The sequence below is a fragment of the Stenotrophomonas sp. YJH_SMC_133 genome, assembly GCF_059370655.1.
Window position 1 is genome coordinate 48,187 of record NZ_JCAFTW010000002.1, and the last position, 22,459, is coordinate 70,645.

Here is a 22,459-nt window from a genome sequence, read left to right on the forward strand (position 1 = left end):
GGGAGACCTGCCATGTTCACCACTCTGGCCGCCGTGCTGGTGGCACTGGCCCTGGGCCATGTTGCTCCGGCCGCTGCTGCCTCGCTGCGCCGTTTCGACGGTTTCCGGCGTTGGCTGGGCTGGCTGGATGCGCGTGGTGGCAAGGCCTGGCAGGGACCGGCCGGCGTTGCCTTGGCCCTGCTGCCGCCGCTGTTGCTGATGGCGCTGCTGGCGTGGCTGTTGCGCGGGGTGCTGTTCGGCCTGCCGTCGCTGCTGCTGGGCGTGGCGGTGCTGGCCTGGTGCTGGGGCCCGCGTGACCTGGACCGCGATATCGAGGCCATCATCGATGCCGATGATGCGGCGACGCGGCAGGCTGCAGTGCGCAACCTGCAGTCGGCCGGCGGCAGCCTGCGCGAGGACATTCCGTCACTGGTCGAGGCGACGGTGCTCAACGCACTGCGGCGCTGGTTCGCGGTGCTGTTCTGGTTCCTGTTGCTGGGCCCGGCTGGCGCGCTCGGTTACCGGTTGCTGGCGCTGATGGCGGAAAGCCCGATGCGTGCCCGCGTGCCGGTCGAGCCGCTGGCGCTGGCGCAGCGGCTGCTGGGCTGGATCGAGTGGCCGGTGGCACAGCTGATGGCGTTCTCGATGGCGCTGGTGGGCAACTTCGATACGGCGTGGAAGGCGTGGCGCCAGGCCCATGGCGAGCGCCTGACCGGCAACACCGGGTTCCTGGGTGCGGTGGCGCGGGCCAGCGTCAACGCCGAACTGCGCGAGGATGCGCACGACTACACCGAGGCGGGGCTGTTGCCGGTGTGGCAGCGGTTGCCGGACCTGCGTGATGCGATGAGCCTGGTGTGGCGGATGCTGCTGCTGTGGCTGGCGATCCTCGCCCTGCTGGTGATTGCAGGCTGGGTGACGTAGTTGCTGTTGCAGGGCTTGCAGCCCTGCACCTGCAGAGGCAACAGAGCAACAGCTGGATTGCTGCGGGTTGGCGGGGTGGGTCGGATGGCGGGGGACGCCGTGAATCCATCCATGGAGGCTTGGTCGCCGCTTGCTCGTGTGCGCTGTCCTGCGCACACGGCAAGACCCGGGTTGGGCGTCCTGCCCAACCCGCCCGAGGCATGCCTCGGGCCCATGCGGCTCACACCCCCGCCATCCAACCCACCCCGCCTTCGACAGTTTTCCGCGCACGGACGTTCTCCAGAGCCGAGCCATGCTCGGCTCCGAGCGAGCGCAGCGAAGCGATCCGCTTTTGCTTTTGATCTTTTCTTTCTTTTCCGTGGTGGACGCGCACGGAAACTGTCCGTGGCCGGGCGGGTGGGCTGCGCAGGGGCGTGAGCCGCATGGATGCGGCGACCGAGCTTACATGGAAGTACTCGCAGCGACCCCTGCGCAGTCCACCCGCCCGGCCTATCCCATGACCGACAAACGCCGCCCACCACGAGGGGCTGCGCCGTTGGCTGGAAACCTAGATCGGTGCCAGTGCAGTGAACGGTGCCCAAGGCAGGTTGCGCAGCAGCGCATACCCGGGCAGCACCCAGAGCCAGAACACAGGATTGGCCAGCACCCGCATCAGCGGGTCGAGCACGCGTGGGCGGATGCCGGCGATGTTCAGCAGCATCAGCAACAGGAACGGCAGGCTGATGACCAGCAGCGGGTTCATCGCCATCGCGCCGGGCAGGTCGAAGTGGACCAGGGAATACAGGCAGCGCGTGCTGCCACAGCCCGGGCAGTACAGGCCGGTCAGGGCGTACAGCGGGCAGCTCGGCAGTGGATTGCCGGCGACATACGGATTGACGTTGCGCAGCACCACCGTGGCACCCACGGCCAGGCCGGCGGAAGCCAGCAGCGGTGCCCAGCGGGCGAGTCGGGAACGAGCGGGAAGCGCGGACATGCAACAACGGATCCGGCGCAGGCGCCGGATCCGTCCAGGCGTATCAGTAGCCGCTGTTGCTCATCGCGCCCATGCCGCCGAGCACGACGAAGAACAGCACGTACAGCACGACCAGCACGGCCCAGGCAATGGCCGACCAGATGGCCCACTTCTTGGCCTTGGCGGCGGAGTCCTGGGCGCCGGCGATGTCGCCAGCGGCCAGCTTGCCGTTGACCTGTGCGGCGTAGACGATCGACACGATGCCGGCCGGCAGGCAGCAGAACAGGGTGGTCAGGATGGCCCAGACCAGGTTGTTCGGGACCTGCGGAGTAGCGGTATTCATGGGTTCAAGCTCCTTGATGGGTGGTGGTGGTGAATCATTGGTCGGAAAGAGCGCCCAGTACGGCCAAGCCGCCGAACAGCCCGAGCCACAACAGCAACAGGACCGGCAGGGCCACGGCCGAAGCCACTGCCCACCAGCCCGCCTTGCGCGACGCGCTGTAGGCCCCCGGCAGATCGCCAGCCGCGCGGCGGCCATCGACCTGGGAGGCATAGACGATCGACACCACGCCCAACGGCAGGCAGCAGAACAGCGTCGTCAGGATCGCCCAGACCAGATGGTTGGGGATGTAGACCGGACGGCTGAGCGGTGGTGGTTGATTCAAAGCGAGACTCCATTCCTTGGTGGCCGGCCTTGGTGAATCGGCCGAACCTCCCCCCTGTGGGTGCGTAATCTACCGCAACCGGCGTTGCATGTATGCGTTTACACGCACGGCATGTCGTGTTCGCTACTGGACGGTGGCGTATGCGGGGGAGGTTGCCGGGCCTGCCTGTCAGCCCGATTCTGTCAGGCGTGATCGCCGCGCAGGGCCCGCACCTGGGCTTCCAGCGCCTGGGCGTTGGTGGTGTGGCCGTCCATGGACGGTGCCGCCACTACCTCGACGGTGGCTCGGAAACGGCGCGGCACCCGCATGCGGCCGAGGCGGCTGTCGCGCCGGCTCCACATGCTCGACCACATGCCGCGCAGGGCCATCGGCACCACCGGCACCGGCCGCCGTTCGAGGATCTTCTCGACGCCGGACTTGAACGGGGCCATCGCACCATCCTTGGTCAGTGCGCCTTCCGGGAAGATGCAGACCAGCTCGCCTTCGGCCAACGCGGCGTCGATGTCATCGAACGCGCGCTGCATCAGCGCCGGGTCTTCGCGCGCACCGGCGATCGGGATCGCCTTGGCGGTACGGAAGATCCAGCGCATCACCGGGATGTTGAAGATCCTGTAGTACATGACGAAGCGCACCGGACGCGGAATCGTCGCCGACAGGATCAGTGCGTCCATGTAGCTGACATGGTTGCAGACCAGCAGCGCGGCACCTTCGTCGGGCACGTTGGCTTCGATGCCGTGCGGGCGCAGCCGGTACAGGGTGCGCACCATCAGCCAGCTGAGGAAGCGCATCAGGAATTCGGGGACGATGGTGAAGATGTAGATCGCCACCAGCGCGTTGGCGATGGCCAGCGCCAGGAACTGCTGCGGGATGGTCCAGTGCAGCAGCTTGTGCGCGGCCAGTGACAACAGGGCTGCGCCGACGATGAAGCCGGAATTCTGGATGTTCAGCGCCGCGAACACGCGCGACATCTGCGCCTTCGGCGTGCGGCTCTGGATCAGCGCGAACAATGGCACCACGAAGATACCGGTGAACAGGCCGATGCCGATCAGGTCGATGACGATGCGGATGCTGCCGGGCTGCTGCAGGAAGGTGCCGATGGTCAACCCGTGCACCGTCGCCTCGCCGCTGCGCGCGAAGTACAGGTCAAGCAGGAAGGCGGTCATGCCGAACGCGCCCAACGGCACCAGGCCGATTTCCACCGTGCGTGCCGACAGCTTTTCGCACAGCAGCGAGCCGACGCCGGTGCCGACCGAGAACAGGGCCAGCGCAAAGATATACAGGGTCGGTTCGCCGCCGAGGTTGGTCACCGCATAGGCCGGCAGCTGCGAGGTCAGCACGGTGCCGACGAACCAGAACCAGGACACGCCCAGGATTGAATTGCGCACCGCCTTCTGCTGGCGCGCCATGCGCAGCACCGCCAGCGATTCCGGCAGCGGGTTCCAGTTGATCTTCAGGTCCGGGTCGCCGGCATCGACCTTGGGAATCAGGCGGGCGGCGATGTTGCCGCAGATCGCCAGCGCGATGATCGCGCACGCGGCCACCACCGTGCCATGGCTGCCGGCCACGGTGAACACCAGGCCGCCGACGATCATGCCGGACAGGATCGACATCGAGGTGCCCATCTCGACCAGGCCGTTGCCGCCGGTCAGCTCTTCGGGCTTGAGCACCGAGGGCAGCACCGAGTACTTCACCGGGCCGAACAGGGTTGACTGCATGCCGGTGCAGAACAAGGCGACCAGCAGCACCGGCAGGCTCTGGGTGAGGAAGCCGGTGGCCGCCAGCGACATGATCACGATCTCCATGGTGGTGGTGATCACGATCAGTCGCGATTTTTCCAGCTTGTCGGCGATCTGCCCGGCCAGTGCCGAGAACAGGAAGTACGGCAGGATGAAGATGGCCGGTGCCAGCGTGGCGTACAGCCCCAGTTCTTCCTCCGGCACGGCCATGAACAGCAACATGCCGATGATCGCCTGCCGGTACACGTTGTCGTTGAACGCACCGAGCGCCTGGACCACGAAGAACGGCAGGAAACGGCGCTGGCGCAGCAGGGCGAACTGGTTGTGACCGGACATGGAACCTCCTTGACCGGCGCAGCCTAGCATTCCTGCCTATCCGCTGTGGGTGCGGACCTGTGGGTGCGGACCGTTGGTCCGCACACCTGTCGATGGTCTCAGACGATATCGTCGACCACGCCGCCATCCACGCGCAGTGCTGCACCGGAGGTGGCCGAAGCCTGCGGCGAGGCCAGGTACACCACCATGTTGGCTACTTCCTCGACCGTGGCGGTGCGCTGGATCACCGAAGACGGCCGGTGTGCCATCACGAACTCGCGGCCGATCTGCTCCAGCGGCTTGCCGCTGCGCTGGCGTTCATCTTCGAACATCGCCGCGAAACCGTCGGACAGGGTCGGGCCGGGCAGCACCGCGTTGACGGTGACGCCACTGCCGGCCACGCGCTTGGCCAGGCCGCGCGACAGCGACAGCTGCGCGGTCTTGCTGACACCGTAATGGATCATGTCGGCGGGAATGTTGCGTGCCGATTCGGAGGAGATGAACAGCACGCGGCCCCAGCCGGCGTCGACCATCGCCGGCAGCAGTGCCCGCGACAGGCGCACGCCGGACATCACGTTGGTCTGCCAGTAGCGCTCCCAGGTGGCGTCTTCGGTCTCGAAGAAGTCCTCGGGGCCGAAGATGCCGGCGTTGTTGACCAGGATGTCGACCTTGGGCAGGCCGGCCAGCAGCACATCGACACCGGCTGCATCGGAAAGGTCGGCGGCGACGCCGATCACCTCGGCACCCGGAACGGCGGCGAGCAGGCGCTGGCGGGCGCGTTCGACACTGTCGGTGCTGCGGCCGTTGAGAATGACCCGCGCACCCGCCGCGGCAAGACCCTGGGCGATCGCCAGGCCGATGCCGGCGGTGGAAGCGGTAACGAGCGCGGTGCGGCCGGCGAGTTCGATCTTCATGGGGGGAGTCCAGGAGCAGGAGATCACCCAGTATCCGCGCAGGAACGTGATCGGGATGCAGCGCCAGGCGCAACACACGGTTGCACACGGTGCAGTAGATCAATGTCATGCGTGGATGGACTGCGGGTCGCGCCAGGCCATGCCCGGCGCCGGCCTTCAGGCGAGCGTGCGCACCGCCTCATTGGCCGACGCCCGCACCTTCGGCAGCATCCGCAGCACCAGCGCCATCTGGGTGCGGATCAACTGCAGCTTCGCCGGCATCGCCTCGTCGATCTGCTCCAGCTCGGCCGCCACCGCGCGGTCGGCGTCGTTGTCGTCCTCGCTGACCGGTCTCCGTGCGGTCAGGGCCGAAGCCAGTTGCTGCAGCGCTTTTCGCACGCGCTCACCGGCGGCCAAGGCCAGCGGATCGCCGGCGTAGCTGTCCACCTGGTCGCGGTGTGCACCCAGCGCCGACAAGTGCCCAAGCAGCGTGTTGGAGAGCGCCAGGAAGTGGAAGCCGGCATCCAGGTTGCGACGCACATGACCGGGTTCGCGCAGCATGTTCGACAGCGCGGTGGACAGCGCGGCGTCGGCGTTGTGCATGTCGCGGCGGGCGATGCGATAGGCCAGGTCATCGCGCATGCCGCTGCGGTACTGGTCCAGCACCGAATCCAGGTAGCGCGCGGCGGTATCCAGCACCCGCGCCAGCACAAGGTGCAGCTGGCGGCCCTGCCAGTCGGGCAGGATCAGGAACGCGGCGGCAGCGGCGATCGCGCAGCCCAGCAGCGTGTCGACCATGCGCGGCACGATCAGCACGAAGCCATCGCCGATCAGGTTGAAGCAGGTCAGGGCCATCACCGTGATCGCCGCCGATGCCACCAGGTAGCGGTCGGTGCGGGTGAAGAAGAACAGCAGCGCCGACAGCAGCGCGATCAGCAGTTGCACGTGCAGTTGCGGGAATAACTGCAGCAGCGCCCAGGTGAGCACGAGGCCCGCCACGGTGCCGACGATGCGCTGCGCCAGGCGCTGCCGGGTCGCACCGAAGTTGGGCCGGCACACGAACACGATGGTCAGCAGCACCCACGAGCCGTTCTGCGCATTGAACAGACGGATCGCGGCGAAACCGGCGATCAGCGCCAATGCCATGCGCAGGCCGTGGCGGAACAGGACCGAGCCGGGCGTGAGCTGCTGGCGCACGCGCACGCCCATCTCGCGCAGGGTATGCGGGTTGCTGTCGCGCAGGCGCGTATCGACATTGTCGAGACTGGCCTCGGAGCGTTCGGCGTCCAGCAGGCGGCGTTCGATGCTGCGCAGGTTGTGCACCAGCAGGTCCAGCGAACCCAGCAGGCGCTGCCACTGCGGGCGCTGCTGGTCGCGCAGGTAGGCCAGCGCATCGGCCAGGTCGCGCCCGGCCTGCTGGTTGGTTTCGCCATACACGAACGGGCGGCGCAGGCGGATCGCCTCGCCCAGGCGCGCGCAGGCCTGGCCCTGAAGATCGAGCAGGCGCTGGCAGCGGTACAGCACGTCGCTGTGGAAGAACGCATCGACCAGGGCGCCGTATGGGTAGTGCGAGGAACTGGCGCGCTCGTGGAAATCCTGTGCCATGTAATAGAGGCGCAGGTACAGGCCGGAGTTCACGCCCGGCCGCCCGGAACGGCCGAAGCGGGCGAGAATCGCGGTCTTGGCCTCGTTCAATGCGCCGACCACGCGCCGGTTCTGCTCGGCCAGGTCGAGCTGGCGGCGTTGCAGGTCGGCCTCACGTACCGGTTCGAACAGGGCGGCCTTCAGCTGCAGGTAGCGGCCCAGCTCGATGTAAAGCCGCGCCACGCGCTCGCGCACCGGTCGGTTGGCGAAAAGTGCGGTCCACAGGATCGACAGCAGTCCGTACCAGACGGCGCCCGCCAGCAGGTGGCTGACCGCTTGCAGCGCGGTGTGCAGGTCGCTGGCACCGTGCTGCTCCAGCCCGATCATCGTGTAGATCGCCAGCGTTACCGTGGCCTGGGCGATGGATGCGTAGCGCTCGCCGAGCGCGCCCAGCAGGGTCAGGCAGAAGGTGGACAGTGCCAGCGCGCCGATGAAGATCCACGGCCAGGGGAACAGCCAGATCACCGACGCCGCAGCGATGCAGAAACACAGCAGCGACAGCGCCACCGCCTTGGTCCGGCCCCACCAGTTGTCGTCGGTCTCGGCGATGGCGCTGGCGATGATGCCCAGGAATACGCCGGGCAGGGCGGTCAGCGCATCCAGCTGCCAGCACACGGCAAGCGCTGCGGTCAGGGCGATGAACACGCGCAGGCCGTAACTGGCCTTCTCGTGGGCCCACAGGCGGCTGAGGCGGGATTGGCGGGCGGGCATGCAGGCTCGGCGGAAGGATCTCCCACCATTATTGCGGGGTGCGCGTGAAATATGGAGGGCGGACCACCGCGGTAGTGCCGGCCGCTGGCCGGCAGATTTTCCGTACCGAGAAAGCCGGCCAGCGGCCGGCTCTACCCATAGATCCACGCCATGCGTGGATGGGCCGTTCTACGCACGCTGCGCGCGCTTGAGCAGCTTCGCTTCGCGCTTGCGTGCGCGACGTGCCCGCCAGCGTTCGGCCAGGCACGAGAAGATCACGTACAGCGCCGGCGTGCTGAGCAGGGTCAGGCTCTGCGAGAACAGCAGGCCGCCGATCATCGCGATGCCCAGCGGGCGGCGCAGTTCGGAGCCTTCGCCCAGGCCGATCGCCAGCGGCACCGCCGCCAGGATCGCCACCATCGTGGTCATCATGATCGGGCGGAAGCGCACGATGCTGGCCTCGCGCGCGGCATCGCGCGGTGCCAGGCCATGCTCGCGCTGCGCCACCAGCGCGAAGTCGATCATCATGATCGCGTTCTTCTTGACGATGCCGATCAACAGCACCAGCGCGATCATCGAGATCACCGACAACTCGGTGTTGGTGCCGAACAACGCGAGCAGTGCACCCACGCCCGCCGCCGGCAGCGTGGACAGGATGGTGACCGGATGGATCAGGCTCTCGTAGAGCATGCCCAGCACCAGGTACACGGTCAGGATCGCGGCGAACACCAGGATCAGCATGTCGCTGGGGTCGGAGTTGAAGCCGAAGCCCGCATCATCGGCCAGGCGGATGTCACCAGGCATGCGCATGCCGGCCACGGTCGCGTCGATGATCGCCTTGGCCTCACCCATGCTCACGTTCGGAGCCAGGTTGTAGCTGAGGTCCATCGTCGTGTACTGGTTCTCGTGGGTGATCTGCGAAGGGGCCAGGCCGGGCATCTGCGTGGCCACCGCGGTGATCGGCACCATGTCGCCATTGCGCGCACGTACGTACACCTCGTCCAGCGCGGCGGGGGTGGCGGTCTGCGAGGGCAGGGCGTTGACCACCACGCTGTACTGGTTGATGTCCGAATAGATGGTGGAGATCTGGCGCTGGCCGAACGCACCGTACAGCGCACCGTCGATGGCACCCACGGTGATGCCCAGGCGTGCGGCCTTGGCGCGGTCGATCTGGATGTTCTGGCGCAGGCCGGCGTTGTCCACGTCGGTACCGACATCGCGCAGCTTGGGGTTCTTCTTCAGCTCCGCCTGCAGCTTGGGCAGCCATTCCTGCAGCGATGCCAGGTCGTTGCCCTGCAGCGAGATGCGGTACTGCGCGCCCTGGCTGGAACCGCCGCCATCGTTGCTGGGCAGATCCTGGATCGCGCGCAGGCGCAGCTGCAGGTCGGGGTAGCGGTCGGCCTTGGCACTCAGCCGTGCGAGTGCGTGCGCGGTGGTCTCGCGACGGCCATCGCTGCGCGACTTCAGCTCGATGTTGAACTGTGCGCTGGAGCCCTGGCGGCCGCTGCCCAGGCGCACGCCCACGGTCTTCACCGCGGGGTCGGCCATCAGCATGTCGGTGATGCGGCGCTGGCGGGCGACCATGTCCTCGAAGGACACCGTGGCGCTGGAATTGGCGCGGCCCCAGATCAGGCCGGTGTCCTGCGGCGGGAACGCGCCCTTTTTCACCGCGCCGAACAGGAAGACGGTGGCGCCGATCAGGATCAGCGGGGTCAGCGACAGCAGCAGCGCGTGGCGCAGCGAGAAGTCGAGGAAGACCGTGTAGATGCGAAGCATGCGCTCATGGCCGGCATCCAGCCAGCGGCCGAAGCGCGACGGCGGCGCGCTGTGGTCGTGTGCGCTGAGGAACCGGCTGCACAACGCCGGAGTCAGCGTCAGCGAGACGATCATCGAGACCACGATGGCCGCCACCAGGGTGACGGTGAATTCGCGGAAGAACGCACCCATCATGCCGCTGGCGAACAGGAGCGGGATGAACACCGCCACCAGCGAGGCGGTGATCGAGACGATGGTAAAGCCGATCTCGCGCGCGCCGGTGAGCGCCGCCTGCATCCGCGGCATGCCTTCGTCGAGGTGGCGCATGATGTTCTCGATCACCACGATCGCATCGTCGACCACGAAGCCGATGGCGATCACCAGCGCCAGCAGGCTCAGGTTGTTCAGGGTGAAGCCCATCACGTACATCACCAGCGCGGCACCGGCCAGCGACAGCGGCACGGTCACCGCAGCGATCAGCGTGGGTGCCAGCCGGCGCAGGAACAGCGCCATGGTCAGCACCACCATCGCCAGGCTGATCAGCAGGGTGATCTGCACTTCATGCAGCGACGAGCGGATGGTCGGCGTACGGTCGAAGTACGGCGTCATCGTGGTGCCGGGCTGCAGGTAATCGCGCAGGGTCGGGATCTGCGCCTTGACCCGGTCCACGGTCTCCACGATGTTGGCCCCGGCACGGGTGAACACGTACATCACCACCGCCGGTTTGTGGTCGAACCACGCGGCCTGGTAGGCATCCTGCTGGCCGTCGTAGACGTTGGCGATGTCCTTCAGGCGGATCACCCGGCCATCGCCCTGGGTCTTGACCACCAGGTCGGCGAAGTCGGCGGCACGCGCCACCGAGTCGTTGGCGATGATCGCGGTAGTGGTGTTGCCGTCGCTGAGGAAACCGGTGGGCGAGGTCACGTTGGCCGCGCGCACGGCGTTGCGCAGGTCATCGGCGGTCAGGCCGAGCGCGTTCATCAGGCGCAGGTTGACGTCCACACGCACCGCCGGCGTCGAAGCGCCAGCGATGTCGACCGAAGCAACGCCGCTGATCTGGCGGATGCGCTGGGCCAGCAGCGAGTCGGCGACGTTGTACAGCTCGTCGGCCGACTGCGTCTGCGAGGTCAGCGCGATGGCGATGACCGGGTCGTCGTTCGGATTCGCCTTCTGGTACATCGGCGAGCCCATGCCCGAAGGCAGGTCGGCCTGCGCCGAGTTGATCGCGGTCTGCACGTCCAGCGCGGCCGAATCGATGTTGTGGCCGCTCTGGAAGATCATGAACACCAGCGAGCTGCCTTCCGAGCTCGACGAGCGCATGCGGTCGATGCCCGGCAGCTGGCCGAGGTGGCGCTCCAGCGGCGCGGTGACTGTCGAGGCCATGGTCGCCGCATCCGCGCCGGACTGGCTGGCGTGCACGAAGATCACCGGGATCTCGATGTTCGGCAGTGCCGATACGCCCAGGCGCAGGTAGCAGATCAGGCCGACCATGAACAGGCCGATGGCCAGCAGCGCGGTGCCGATCGGGCGGCGGATGAAGGGGCCGGACAGGTTCATCGTGCGGCCCACCGCAGCAGCGGGGCGTGGATCATGCCTGCGGCTCCTGCAGCGAACCGTTGCGCAGTGCGCGCTGCTCGCGGCGGCGCGCCAGCCATTCGGAGAAGCGTTCCATGTACAGGTAGATCACCGGCGTTGTGTACAGCGTGACCAGCTGCGACAGCAGCAGGCCGCCGACGATGGCGATGCCCAGCGGGCGGCGCAGCTCCGAGCCGATGCCGGTGCCCAGCGCCAGCGGCAGTGCGCCGAGCATTGCCGCGGCGGTGGTCATCATGATCGGACGGAAGCGCAGCAGGCAGGCGCGGCGGATCGCTTCATGCGCGTTGGCACCGGCGCGACGCGCCTCGATCGCGAAGTCCACCATCATGATGCCGTTCTTCTTGACGATGCCGATCAACAGCACGATGCCGACGATGCCGTCCACCGACAGGCTCAGCCCGCACAGCATCAGCGCCAGCAGCGCGCCGACGCCGGCCGGTGGCAGCGTGGAGATGATCGTGATCGGGTGGATGTAGCTCTCGTAGAGCACACCGAGCACGATGTAGATCACCACCAGCGAGGCCAGCAGCAGCCACACCACATCGGTCTGGCTGCCGGTGAATTCGGCGGCCTTGCCGATGAACTCGGCATGCAGGTGTGCCGGCATGTCCAGGCTGTCCTTGGTCTCCTGGATCGCACGCACCGCTTCGGACAGCGAATAGCCCGGCGCCACGTTGAACGAGACCGTCACTGCCGGCAGCTGCTGCTGGTGGCTGACCACCAGCGGCGCACTGCTGACCTTGCCTTCGGCCAGCGCCGACAGCGGAATGATGTTGCCGGCGCCGACCGTGATGCCGGTGTTCTGCGCGCCGATGCCGGTGGCGGTGGACGAGTTGGACGAGGTGACCTGGCCGAAGCTGGTGGCATTGGTGCCGGTCAGCGCGCCGGCGCCGTTGGAAGCCACGGCCAGCTGTTCCATCAGCGCGGTGCTGGTGCGGAACTCCGGCGCCACTTCCAGCACAACCCGATACTGGTTGAGTTCGGTGAAGATGGTCGAGATCTGGCGCTGGCCGAAGGCATCGTAGAGCGTGTCGTCGATGGTCTGCATCGGCACGCCCAGCACACTGGCCTTGTCGCGGTCGATGTTCAGTTCAAGCGCGCGGCCCTGGTTGGACAGGTTGTTGTCCACGTCGGCCAGTTCCGGGCGCTTGCGCAGCGCTTCGGTCAGGCGCGTGGCCTGCGTGGCCACCGTTGCCGAATCCACGTCCGACAGCGAGTACTGGTACTCGGTGGCGGCCACGCGGGTGTCCAGGGTCACGTCCTGCACCGGCTTCAGGTACAGCGCCACGCCCGGGATTCCGGCCACCGCCTTCTGCAGGCGCGGCAGGATCTCATCCAGGCCATCACGCTGGCTGCGCTCCTTCAGCACGATCGACAGCTGGCCCTGGTTGAGCGTGGGGTTCATGCTGCCGGCACCGATGAATGCCGACACGCCGGTCACGTCCGGATCCTGGCGCAGGGCTTCGGCGACCTGCCTGGTGCGCTGTTCCATCTGCGGGAAAGCGATGTTCTGGTCGGCCTGCACCACGCCGGTGATCAGGCCGGTGTCCTGCTCGGGCAGCAGCCCCTTGGGAATCAGCACGTACAGCAGCACGGTCAATACCAGCGCGCCACCGGCCACGACCAGGGTCAGGCGCTGGTGGCCCAGCACCCAGTCCAGGCTGTGCTCGTACAGGCCGACGGTGCGCGTCCACAGGTTCTGTTTGCCGGCCGCCGCTGCGCGCTCATGCGCATCCTCGCCCTCGGGCAGGGCGTCGGGCTTGAGCAGGTAGGCGCACATCATCGGGGTCAGCGTCAGCGAGATCAGCATCGACAGCACCACGGCGATGCTCAGCACCCAGGCGAACTCGTGGAACAGGCGGCCGGTGACGCCAGGCATCAGCAGCAGCGGCAGGAACACCGCCACCAGCGAGACCGTCAGCGACAGCACGGTGAAGCCGATCTGGCGTGCGCCGATCTCGGCCGCTTCCTTGCCACTCTTGCCCTGCTCGATGTAACGCACGATGTTCTCGATCATCACGATCGCATCGTCGACCACGAAGCCGGTAGCCACCACCAGCGCCATCAGCGACAGGTTGTCCAGCGACATGCCGGCAAAGGCCATCACAGCGAAGGTGCCGGCCAGCGACAGCGGCACCGCCACCGAGGGGATGATGGTGGCCCACAGCCGGCGCAGGAACACGAAGATCACCGCCACCACCAGGCCGATGGTGAGGATCAGGGTGAACTGCACTTCATGCACCGAGGCGCGGATGGTCTCGGTGCGGTCGTTGAAGATCTCCAGGTGCACGTCGGCCGGCAGCACGCCCTGCAGCTGGGGCAGGATCGCGCGGATGCGCTCGACGGTCTGCACGATGTTGGCGCCCGGCTGGCGACGCACTTCCAGCAGCACCGCCGGCTTGCCATCGGCCCAGGCCGCCAGCTGGTCGTTCTCCACGCCGTCGACCACCTCGGCCACGTCGGACAGCCGCACCGGGCGGCCGTTCTTGTAGCTGATGATGGTGTCGCGGTACTCGGCGGCGCTGGCCAGCTGGTCGTTGGTGCCGATGCTGTAGGACTGGGTCTTGCCGTTCAACGAGCCCTTGGGCGCATTGACGTTGGCCTGGGTGAGCGCGCTGCGCAGCTGTTCCAGGGTCAGGCCCATGTTCGACAGCTGCGCCGGATTGACCTGGATGCGCACGGCCGGGCGCACGTTGCCGGCAATCGAGACCAGGCCGACGCCCTGCACCTGCGACAGGCGCTGGGCCAGGATCGAGTCGGCGTAATTGTTGACGTCGCGCAGCGGGCGCGTGTCAGAGGTCAGTTTCAGGGTGACGATGGCCGCGTCGGCCGGGTTCACCCGGTTGTAGACCGGCTGGTAGGGCAGCGACGAGGGCAGGGTGGCCTGGCGGATCGCCGCCTGCACGTCCTGCGCGGCGATGTCGATGTCGCGGTCCATCGAGAACTGCAGGATGATCGTGGACAAGCCAGCCGACGAGTCGGAGGTCATCAGCTCCAGCCCGGAAATCTGGCCGAACTGGCGCTCCAGTGGCGTGGTGACCAGCGAGGCCATGGTGGTGGCGTTTGCGCCTGGGTACTGGGTGGTGACCACCAGGCTGGGCGCATCGATTTCCGGCAGCGCCGACACCGGCAGCTTGCGGTAACCGAGGATGCCCAGCAGCAACAGGCCCGCCATCAACAGCGAGGTAGCGATCGGGCGGCGGATGAAGATCGTCGAAAAGCCCACGGACTGATCCTTGCTGGCACTTCAATGTCGGCGCCGGCGGGTCCGCCGGCGCGAGGGAGAACCGTGGCCTGCGCTCAGCGCGGACCGCCACCGCGACGGCCACCGCCGCCACCGTTCTTCTGTTCGGCCGCCTTCAGCTCGGCCTCGGTCGGTGCGGCCGGGGTTTCGCCCGGCTTCAGCGCGGTGACCTTGCTGCCCGGCTTCAGGCGGAACTGGCCTTCACTGACCACCCGCTCGCCGCCCTTCAGGCCTTCGGCGATCTGCACCTGGCTGTCGCCCACTTCCACGCCGCTGCGCACGGTCTGCATCTTCACCGTGTTGTCGCCCTGCACGACGTAGACGTACTCGCCATCCGGCCCACGCAGCACGGCCTGGGTCGGAATGACCACGCCGCCGGCAATCGTGCGCAGCTGCATGCGCACGTTGACGAACTGGCCCGGCCACAGGCCGTTGTCGGTGTTGTCGAACAGCGCGCGCGCCTTGAAGGTGCCGCTGTCGGCACTGATCAGGTTGTCGACCACGTCCAGCTTGCCGTCGCCGGACAGCACGTGCGAGTCGGCGCGGTCCAGTGCCGCCACCGGCACCGCGCCGGCGGCCTGCGCCTGGCGCACGTCGCCGAGCTGGCGTTCGGGCAGGTTGAACAGGACGTGGATCGGGTGGATCTGGGTCAGGGTGACCAGCGCGGTGCCGGCGTTGACCACGTTGCCCGCGTCGACCGCGCGGATGCCGGCGATGCCGGTGATCGGTGCGGTGACCCTGGTGTACTGCAGCTGCACCTGTGCCGAGCGCATGCTGGCTTCGTTCGCCGCGACTGCGCTTTCGTACTGTGCCACTTGGTTTCGCTGTGTATCCAGATCGGTCTTGGCGACGAACTGGCGGTACTCCGGCGCATTGGAGCGCTGGTAGTTGGAGCGCGCGGTGGCCAGCAGCGCCTCGTTCTGGCGCTTGGCTGCCGCGGCCTGGTCGTAGCTGGCCTGGGCGGTGCGTGGATCGATCACTGCCAGCACGTCGCCCTTCTTCACTTCCTGGCCCTCGCGGAAGTTCAGGCTCATCAGCTGGCCACCGACCTGCGGGCTGACGGTGACGGTGTTCATTGCCGTCACGGTACCCAGTGCGCTGGCATACACCGGTACGTCCTGGTGCGTGGCCTCGACCACGGTCACCGGCACCGGGCCGGCATCCGGGTCTTCGCCACCCTGGCGCGCTCCCGCTGCCGGCTTTCCAGCCTTGTCCTTGCCCCCGCCGATGACGCGCAGGCCGACCACGGCCAGCACCAGAACCGCCACGACCAGCAGCACGATCTTCCAAACACGTGACATTACGAGGACTCCAAGAGGGCTGGACGGGGCGCGGCCCCGGTTGGCAATGCGCAAAGCATACCTGTGCCACATCACGTTTCCTGCATGACGGATGGGACGGGCGCTAAGACCGGATCCGGCCGCGGAGGTTCCCGTGGCGGCGGTGTTGCCCTACATTCAGCTGGGCCCCTCTTGCTGTGGAGATTGCGATGCGCCGTTCGCTGCTGCTGTCCGCCCTGCTGCTGGCCCTGCCGGCCGTTGCCCACGCCCAGGACGGGCAACGCCCCGAAGTGACCGCCGCTGCCCAGCGCCTGCAGGCCAAGGTGGTTGAATGGCGCCGCGACTTCCATCAGCACCCGGAACTGTCCAACCGCGAGGCGCGCACCTCGGCCGAGGTCGCCAAGCGCCTGCGTGCGATGGGCTTGAAGCCGAAGACTGGCATCGCCCACCACGGCGTGGTGGCGATCATCGAAGGCGGCAAGCCCGGCCCGAAGATCGCGCTGCGCGCGGACATGGACGCGCTGCCGGTAACCGAACAGACCGGGCTGCCGTTCGCCTCCAAGGCCACCGACCAGTACCGCGGCCAGACCGTGGGCGTGATGCATGCCTGCGGCCATGACGCGCACACCGCCACCTTGCTGGGCGTGGCCGAAGCGCTGGTGTCGATGAAGAAGGACCTGCCGGGCCAGGTGATGCTGATCTTCCAGCCGGCCGAGGAAGGCGCACCGCCGCCGGAAGAGGGCGGTGCCGCGCTGATGCTGAAGGAAGGCCTGTTCGCCGACTTCAAGCCGGAGGCGGTGTTTGGACTGCATGTGTTCTCCAGCGTGCAGGCCGGCCAGATCGCGGTGCGCGGTGGCCCATTGATGGCCGCCTCGGATCGTTTCGGGATCAAGGTGATCGGTCGCCAGACGCACGGCTCGGCACCGTGGAACGGTGTCGACCCGATCGTGGCCACCGCCGATCTGGTCGGCACCGCGCAGACCATCGTCAGCCGCCGCGCCAACCTGTCCAAGCAACCGGCGGTGCTGACCTTCGGTGCGATCAACGGCGGCATCCGCTACAACATCATTCCGGACGAGGTGGAGATGGTCGGCACCATCCGCACCTTCGACGAGGGCATGCGCCAGCAGATCTTCGCCGACCTGCGCAACGTCGCCGAGCACACCGCCGCCGCGCACGGTGCGAAGGCGGTGACCGACATCTACGAATCGGAAGGCAACCCGGCCACGGTGAACGACCCGGCGCTGACCGCGAAGATGCTGCCGAGCCTGCAGGCGGTGGTGGGCAAGGACAACGTGTACGAGCCACCGCTGCAGATGGGCGCGGAGGATTTCTCGCTGTACGCGAAGGAAGTGCCGGGGATGTTCTTCTTCGTTGGTTCCACCAGCGTGGGCATCGACCCGGCGACGGCGCCCGCCAATCATTCGCCGAAGTTCCTGCTGGATGAGAAGGCGCTGGATGTCGGACTGCGCGCGCTGCTGCAGGTGAGCCTGGATTACCTGCACGGTGCCGGCACTCCGGCGGGGTGAGGGTTTCCGGCAGGGCTTGCAGCCCTGCACCCGCTTGGATCAACGGCAACGTCAACGTCAAAAGCGGGCATTCCGTGGGATGGCGGGGTGGGTCCGGTTGAGGGGGACGCCGTAAACCCGTCCATGGGGGCTTGGCCGCGGCATCCATGCCGCGGACACCCCCTCAACCGGACCCACCCCGCCTTCGACAGTTTCCCGCGGCTGTTGGTGCCCGCTGCTGTTGGTGGGTGCCGACCGTTGGTCGGCACGGCGGACGTCATGAATGTCTGAAGGATCGGCTTCTGATTTTGATTTTCCTGATCTTTCCCGTGGTGGTGGTGGCGCGCAAGGAACTGTCAGGGGCCGGGTGGGTAGGCGGGGCGGGGGTGTCCGCGGCATGGATGCCGCGGACACCCCCGCCCCGCCTACCCACCCGGCCAAGCCGATAGACCGCCTTCCACGACCAACCAACAAAACCACCACGGAGGGGCTCCGCCGTTGGCCGGCCCGGCCGAAGGCCCGCCGTCCGCGCGATACAATGCCCCCCATGAACACCCCACAGGATTCCAGCCTCGGTCGCGAGGTCAGTTACCCGTCGCAGTACGATCCCGGCCTGCTGTTTCCCATCCCCCGCAGCGGCGCCCGCGCCGAGATCGGCCTCGATGACGCCGCGCTGCCGTTCGTCGGCCATGACCGCTGGCACGCCTTCGAGCTGAGCTGGCTCGACCCGCGTGGCAAGCCGCAGGTGGCCGTGGCCACCGTGCAGGTGCCGTGCACCTCGCCGCGGCTGATCGAATCGAAGTCGTTCAAGCTGTACCTCAACTCCCTCAACAGCACCCGCATCGACAGCGCCGAGGCACTGCGCGCGCGCATCGTGGCGGATCTGTCGGATTGTGCCGGTGCGCCGGTCCAGGTCGAGTTCGGGCTGCCGGGCCTGCGCGAGACGCCGCTCGGTGAATCCATCGACGGGCTGGAGCTGGAGATCGACTGCTACGGCCCGCCGCAGGCGGACTTTCTCTCGGCCAATGCCGGTGAGGTGGTGGAGGAGACCCTGGTCTCGGCACTGCTGAAGTCCAACTGCCCGGTCACCGGCCAGCCGGACTGGGCGACGGTCAGCCTGCGTTACCGCGGGCCGAAGATCGATCGTGCCGGCCTGCTGCGCTATCTGGTGAGCTACCGCGAGCACGCCGAGTTCCACGAGCAGTGCGTTGAGCGGATCTTCAGCGAGGTGTCTGCGCGCTGCCAGCCGCAATGGCTGGAAGTGGAGGCGCGCTATACCCGCCGTGGTGGCCTGGACATCAACCCGTGGCGCGCCAGTCCCGGCATTGCCGCCCCGGCCGCGACCTACCGCGAACTGCGCCAGTAACCGCCGCAGGCGGTTGCCCGTTGTGCCGGGCCATGCCCGGCGAACACCGGCCAGCGGCCGGCACTACCATGATTCGCAGGCGGTTACGGGTAGTGCCGGCCGCTGGCCGGCAATCGGCCAAGGCCGGATCCCCCTGGCACAGCCGACCAGCGGCCGGCACTACCGGGCACCGTCTCTCCCGATTGTTCAGCCGCCCCCCGGGGCGGCTTCACATCTGCACCATCCCCATTTAACAACCGCCATGGCACCGTGCGAGCCACGTAGTCATGCAGACGGGAGTTGTGGATGAGTACCGAGAAGAAAGCCGATTTCTCCGGCGTCAGCGCCAGCGTCGACAGTACCGCCGAGCAGGTGCCGAAGGCGGACTTCTCCGGCGTGAGCGCTTCGGTGGACAGCACCGCCGAGATCGTCAGCGGCGGCACCTATACCGTGCAGAAGGGTGACTCGCTGTCGAAGATCGCCAAGCAGCATCTGGGCGACGCCAACGCCTGGAAGAAGATCTTCGAAGCCAATCGCGATGTGCTTGACGACCCGGACAAGATCTTCCCGGGCCAGACCCTGAAACTGCCGCCGAAGTAAGCCGGCGATCAAACGCCGTCCGACAATCCCTGGGAGGAACCCCGAATGATCAAGACCACCCCGCTCCAGACCGCCCTGATCGCCGCCCTGTTGGGCAGCGTTGCCTTGGTCGGTTGCAAGAAGAAGGAAGAGTCGACCGACACCAACGCCGCTCCGGCCGCCACGGCTCCGGCCGAGCCGGCAGCGCCGGCACCGATGACCGGTGCACCGCCGCCGATGGCGGAAGCTGCCGCGGTCAGCGTTTCCACCGTCACCGTGGGCAAGACCGCTGCCGCCGACAAATCGGTCGCCCCGGCTGCACTGTTCTCGCCGAAGGATGATGTCATCGTCTCGGTCAAGACCGATGGCGCCGCCAACAACGTCAATGTCGGTGCCAAGCTGACCTTCCAGGACGGCCAGGTGGCCGGCGAACAGACCGCGACCCTGAATGCCAGCGGCGCGGAGACCACCAACGTCACGTTCAAGAATGCAAAGGGCTGGCCGGCCGGCAAGTACCGCGCCGAGGTCACGGTCGATGGCAAGGCGGCTGGAACGCCGCAGGAGTTCGAGGTCAAGTAAGTCCTGCCGACTCTCTCCCGGCAGGACTCACGATGGACGCAGCCGCAAGGCTGCGTCCTTTTTTATTGGCCGGTGGCTGGCTTCATCCATGCATGGCGTGGATTCACTGACGGCGGCGTTCGCGCAGATCCACGCCGCGCGTGGATGGATCACAGCGTTGCCGCCGTGCAGTACCGCCGCGTATGGCGCGGCTTTGCCCCGCGCGGCTGAAAACGCGACAATGCAGGGGTTTCCCCGCCGCGCGCCCACCCTGACGGCGACGGGGGAAAGCGACACGGTTGCACGTGGCCCGGCGCTGGCGCCGGCCTTCCCCTGAGCATTGCTACAGAGTCCAAGTCCCCCATGTCCAAGATCCTCTACACGCTGACCGACGAAGCACCGTTCCTGGCGACCCAGTCGCTGCTGCCGATCGTCGACGCCTACACCGCCACTGCCGGCATCGTGGTGGAAACCCGTGACATCTCGCTGTCCGGCCGCATCCTGTCGCAGTTCCCGGAACTGCTGTCCGACGCGCAGAAGGTCAGCGACGACCTGGCCGAGCTGGGCCAGCTGGCGACCACCCCGGACGCCAACATCATCAAGCTGCCGAACATCTCCGCCTCGGTGCCGCAGTTGAAGGCGGCCATCAAGGAACTGCAGGACCAGGGCTATCCGCTGCCGGATTACCCGGAAACCCCGGCCGACGACCAGCAGCGCGACTACAAGGCGCGCTACGACAAGGTCAAGGGCAGTGCGGTGAACCCGGTTCTGCGCGAAGGCAACTCCGACCGTCGTGCACCGCTGTCGGTGAAGAACTACGCGCGCAAGCACCCGCACCGCATGGGCGCCTGGGCGTCGGATTCGAAGTCGCACGTCGCGCACATGGCCGCCGGCGATTTCTACGGCAGCGAGAAGTCGGCCACCCTGGCCAACGCCGGTGCGCTGAAGATCACCTTCCACGGCAAGGACGGCAGCGCCGTCGTGCTGAAGGAAAAGACCACGGTCAAGGCCGGCGAGATCGTCGATGCCGCCGTCATGAGCCGCAAGGCGCTGGCCGCGTTCATCGGTGAGCAGATCGCCGATGCCAAGGCCCAGGGCGTGCTGTTCTCGCTGCACCTGAAGGCGACCATGATGAAGGTCTCCGACCCGATCATGTTCGGCGTGGCGGTCAACGAGTTCTACAAGGACGTGCTGGCCAAGCACGCCGACGTGCTCAAGCAGGCCGGTTTCGATGCCAACAACGGCATCGGTGACCTGGCCGCGCGCCTGCCGTCGCTGCCGGAAGCCACCCGCGCCGCGATCGAAGCGGACCTGGCCGCCGAGTACGCGCAGCGTCCGGGCGTGGCCATGGTCAATTCGGACAAGGGCATCACCAACCTGCACGTGCCGAGCGACGTGATCGTCGACGCCTCGATGCCGGCGATGATCCGCGACTCGGGCAAGATGTGGAACGCCGAAGGCAAGCTGCAGGACACCAAGGCGGTCATTCCGGACCGCTGCTACGCCGGCGTGTACCAGGCCGTCATCGACGACTGCAAGGCGCACGGCGCCTTCGACCCGGCCACCATGGGCTCGGTGCCGAACGTCGGCCTGATGGCGCAGAAGGCCGAAGAGTACGGTTCGCACGACAAGACCTTCCAGATTGCTGCCGACGGCGTGGTCAAGGTCACCGACGATGCCGGCAACGTGGTGTTCGAACACGCCGTGGAAGCCGGTGACATCTGGCGCATGTGCCAGACCAAGGACGCGCCGATCCAGGACTGGGTCAAGCTGGCCGTCGAACGCGCCCGCCTGAGCAGCACCCCGGCCGTGTTCTGGCTGGATGCCGCCCGCGCCCACGACGCGCAGGTCATCGCCAAGGTCGAGCAGTACCTGAAGAACCACGACACCACCGGCCTGGACATCCGCATCCTGCCGCCGGTGGAAGCCACCGCGTTCTCGCTGGACCGCATCCGCAAGGGCGAGGACACCATCTCGGTGACCGGCAACGTGCTGCGCGACTACCTGACCGACCTGTTCCCGATCATGGAGCTGGGCACCAGCGCCAAGATGCTGTCGATCGTGCCGCTGATGGCCGGTGGCGGCCTGTTCGAGACCGGCGCCGGTGGTTCGGCCCCGAAGCACGTGCAGCAGTTCGTCGAAGAGGACTACCTGCGCTGGGATTCGCTGGGTGAGTTCCTGGCCCTGGCCGCGTCGCTGGAACACCTGGGCAACCGCTACGACAACGCCGCCGCCCGCGTGCTGGCCAAGGCGCTGGACGAAGCCAACGGCCAGTTCCTGGACAACGACAAGTCGCCGTCGCGCAAGCTGGGTGGCATCGACAACCGTGGCAGCCACTTCTACATCGCGCTGTACTGGGCGCAGGCGCTGGCCGCACAGGACGAAGATGCGGCACTGAAGGCACGCTTCGCACCGCTGGCCAAGGCACTGACCGACAACGAGCAGAAGATCGTCGAAGAGCTGATCGCGGTGCAGGGCAAGGCCGTGGACATCGGCGGCTACTACCGCCCGGACGTCGCCAAGGCGAGCAAGGCGATGCGCCCGAGCGCGACCTTCAACGCCGCGCTGGAGCAGCTGCGCGGCTGATCCATCGCCGTTCGGTTGTGACACCGGAACCCGCGCTTCGGCGCGGGTTTCTTTTGGGCTCCGGGTCAGAACCCTTTTGCCATGCAAAAGGGTTCTGACCCCATTCGACCCGCGTCCAGAACCGTGATTCCCGTCGGCTGTCGGAATGTCGTCAACGAGGCATGAAACTTGCCCGCGATGGCCGTCGCAGAACTGATCGGACACCGTCTGCAA

Annotated in this window: 15 protein-coding genes; 6 read left to right on the forward strand and 9 right to left on the reverse strand. The window is 67.2% G+C overall.

The genetic code is table 11. The features are described 5' to 3' along the window. Positions 1–12: 12 nt before the first annotated feature. On the forward strand, positions 13–900 hold the full coding sequence (ampE, locus tag AC5P78_RS02765) for a regulatory signaling modulator protein AmpE (protein WP_005414686.1): 888 nt from the start codon (positions 13–15) through the stop codon (positions 898–900). Between the two features lie 547 nt (positions 901–1,447). On the opposite strand, the gene AC5P78_RS02770 is transcribed toward ampE, so the two are convergent. The 9 genes from AC5P78_RS02770 to AC5P78_RS02810 form a co-directional block, all read right to left on the reverse strand. After that, a complete protein-coding gene (locus tag AC5P78_RS02770) occupies positions 1,448–1,873 on the reverse strand; it encodes a DUF2752 domain-containing protein (protein ID WP_005411299.1) in 426 nt (141 codons plus the stop codon). Between the two features lie 43 nt (positions 1,874–1,916). Then, positions 1,917–2,195: a CD225/dispanin family protein gene (locus AC5P78_RS02775; protein ID WP_005411298.1), complete on the reverse strand. Its 279-nt coding sequence runs from the start codon at positions 2,193–2,195 to the stop codon at positions 1,917–1,919. A gap of 34 nt (positions 2,196–2,229) precedes the next feature. Further along, entirely contained in the window at positions 2,230–2,517 is a 288-nt protein-coding gene (locus tag AC5P78_RS02780) for a CD225/dispanin family protein (protein WP_005411297.1), read from the reverse strand. Positions 2,518–2,699: 182 nt separating this feature from the next. Next, positions 2,700–4,589 (reverse strand): MFS transporter, encoded by a 1,890-nt coding sequence (locus tag AC5P78_RS02785; protein ID WP_099472743.1) that lies wholly within the window; start codon positions 4,587–4,589, stop codon positions 2,700–2,702. Between the two features lie 98 nt (positions 4,590–4,687). Next, positions 4,688–5,482: an SDR family NAD(P)-dependent oxidoreductase gene (locus tag AC5P78_RS02790; RefSeq protein ID WP_012481431.1), complete on the reverse strand. Its 795-nt coding sequence runs from the start codon at positions 5,480–5,482 to the stop codon at positions 4,688–4,690. A gap of 156 nt (positions 5,483–5,638) precedes the next feature. Continuing rightward, positions 5,639–7,816: a YccS family putative transporter gene (gene yccS / locus AC5P78_RS02795; protein WP_111173671.1), complete on the reverse strand. Its 2,178-nt coding sequence runs from the start codon at positions 7,814–7,816 to the stop codon at positions 5,639–5,641. Positions 7,817–7,984: 168 nt separating this feature from the next. Beyond that, positions 7,985–11,107, reverse strand: coding sequence for an efflux RND transporter permease subunit (locus tag AC5P78_RS02800; protein ID WP_005411292.1), 3,123 nt, complete (start codon positions 11,105–11,107; stop codon positions 7,985–7,987). 31 nt (positions 11,108–11,138) lie between these two features. Beyond that, entirely contained in the window at positions 11,139–14,372 is a 3,234-nt protein-coding gene (locus AC5P78_RS02805) for an efflux RND transporter permease subunit (protein ID WP_414498618.1), read from the reverse strand. Positions 14,373–14,446: 74 nt separating this feature from the next. After that, complete coding sequence (locus tag AC5P78_RS02810) at positions 14,447–15,691, reverse strand: efflux RND transporter periplasmic adaptor subunit (protein WP_043034293.1); 1,245 nt, start codon at positions 15,689–15,691, stop codon at positions 14,447–14,449. Between the two features lie 188 nt (positions 15,692–15,879). Here AC5P78_RS02810 and AC5P78_RS02815 point away from each other — a divergent pair, with 188 nt between their 5' ends. The 5 genes from AC5P78_RS02815 (at position 15,880) to AC5P78_RS02835 (ending at position 22,246) form a co-directional block, all read left to right on the forward strand. Beyond that, positions 15,880–17,199 carry a M20 family metallopeptidase gene (locus tag AC5P78_RS02815; RefSeq protein ID WP_012481426.1) on the forward strand — a complete coding sequence of 440 codons (1,320 nt, stop codon included), beginning with the start codon at positions 15,880–15,882 and terminating at the stop codon, positions 17,197–17,199. Positions 17,200–17,725: 526 nt separating this feature from the next. Continuing rightward, on the forward strand, positions 17,726–18,544 hold the full coding sequence (gene queF / locus AC5P78_RS02820) for an NADPH-dependent 7-cyano-7-deazaguanine reductase QueF (RefSeq protein ID WP_012481425.1): 819 nt from the start codon (positions 17,726–17,728) through the stop codon (positions 18,542–18,544). A 285-nt stretch (positions 18,545–18,829) separates the two neighbouring features. After that, positions 18,830–19,123 carry a LysM peptidoglycan-binding domain-containing protein gene (locus tag AC5P78_RS02825; RefSeq protein WP_005411287.1) on the forward strand — a complete coding sequence of 98 codons (294 nt, stop codon included), beginning with the start codon at positions 18,830–18,832 and terminating at the stop codon, positions 19,121–19,123. Between the two features lie 45 nt (positions 19,124–19,168). Beyond that, complete coding sequence (locus AC5P78_RS02830; RefSeq protein ID WP_005411286.1) at positions 19,169–19,681, forward strand: hypothetical protein; 513 nt, start codon at positions 19,169–19,171, stop codon at positions 19,679–19,681. Between the two features lie 342 nt (positions 19,682–20,023). Then, positions 20,024–22,246 (forward strand): NADP-dependent isocitrate dehydrogenase, encoded by a 2,223-nt coding sequence (locus AC5P78_RS02835; protein ID WP_005414674.1) that lies wholly within the window; start codon positions 20,024–20,026, stop codon positions 22,244–22,246. Positions 22,247–22,459: the final 213 nt, after the last annotated feature.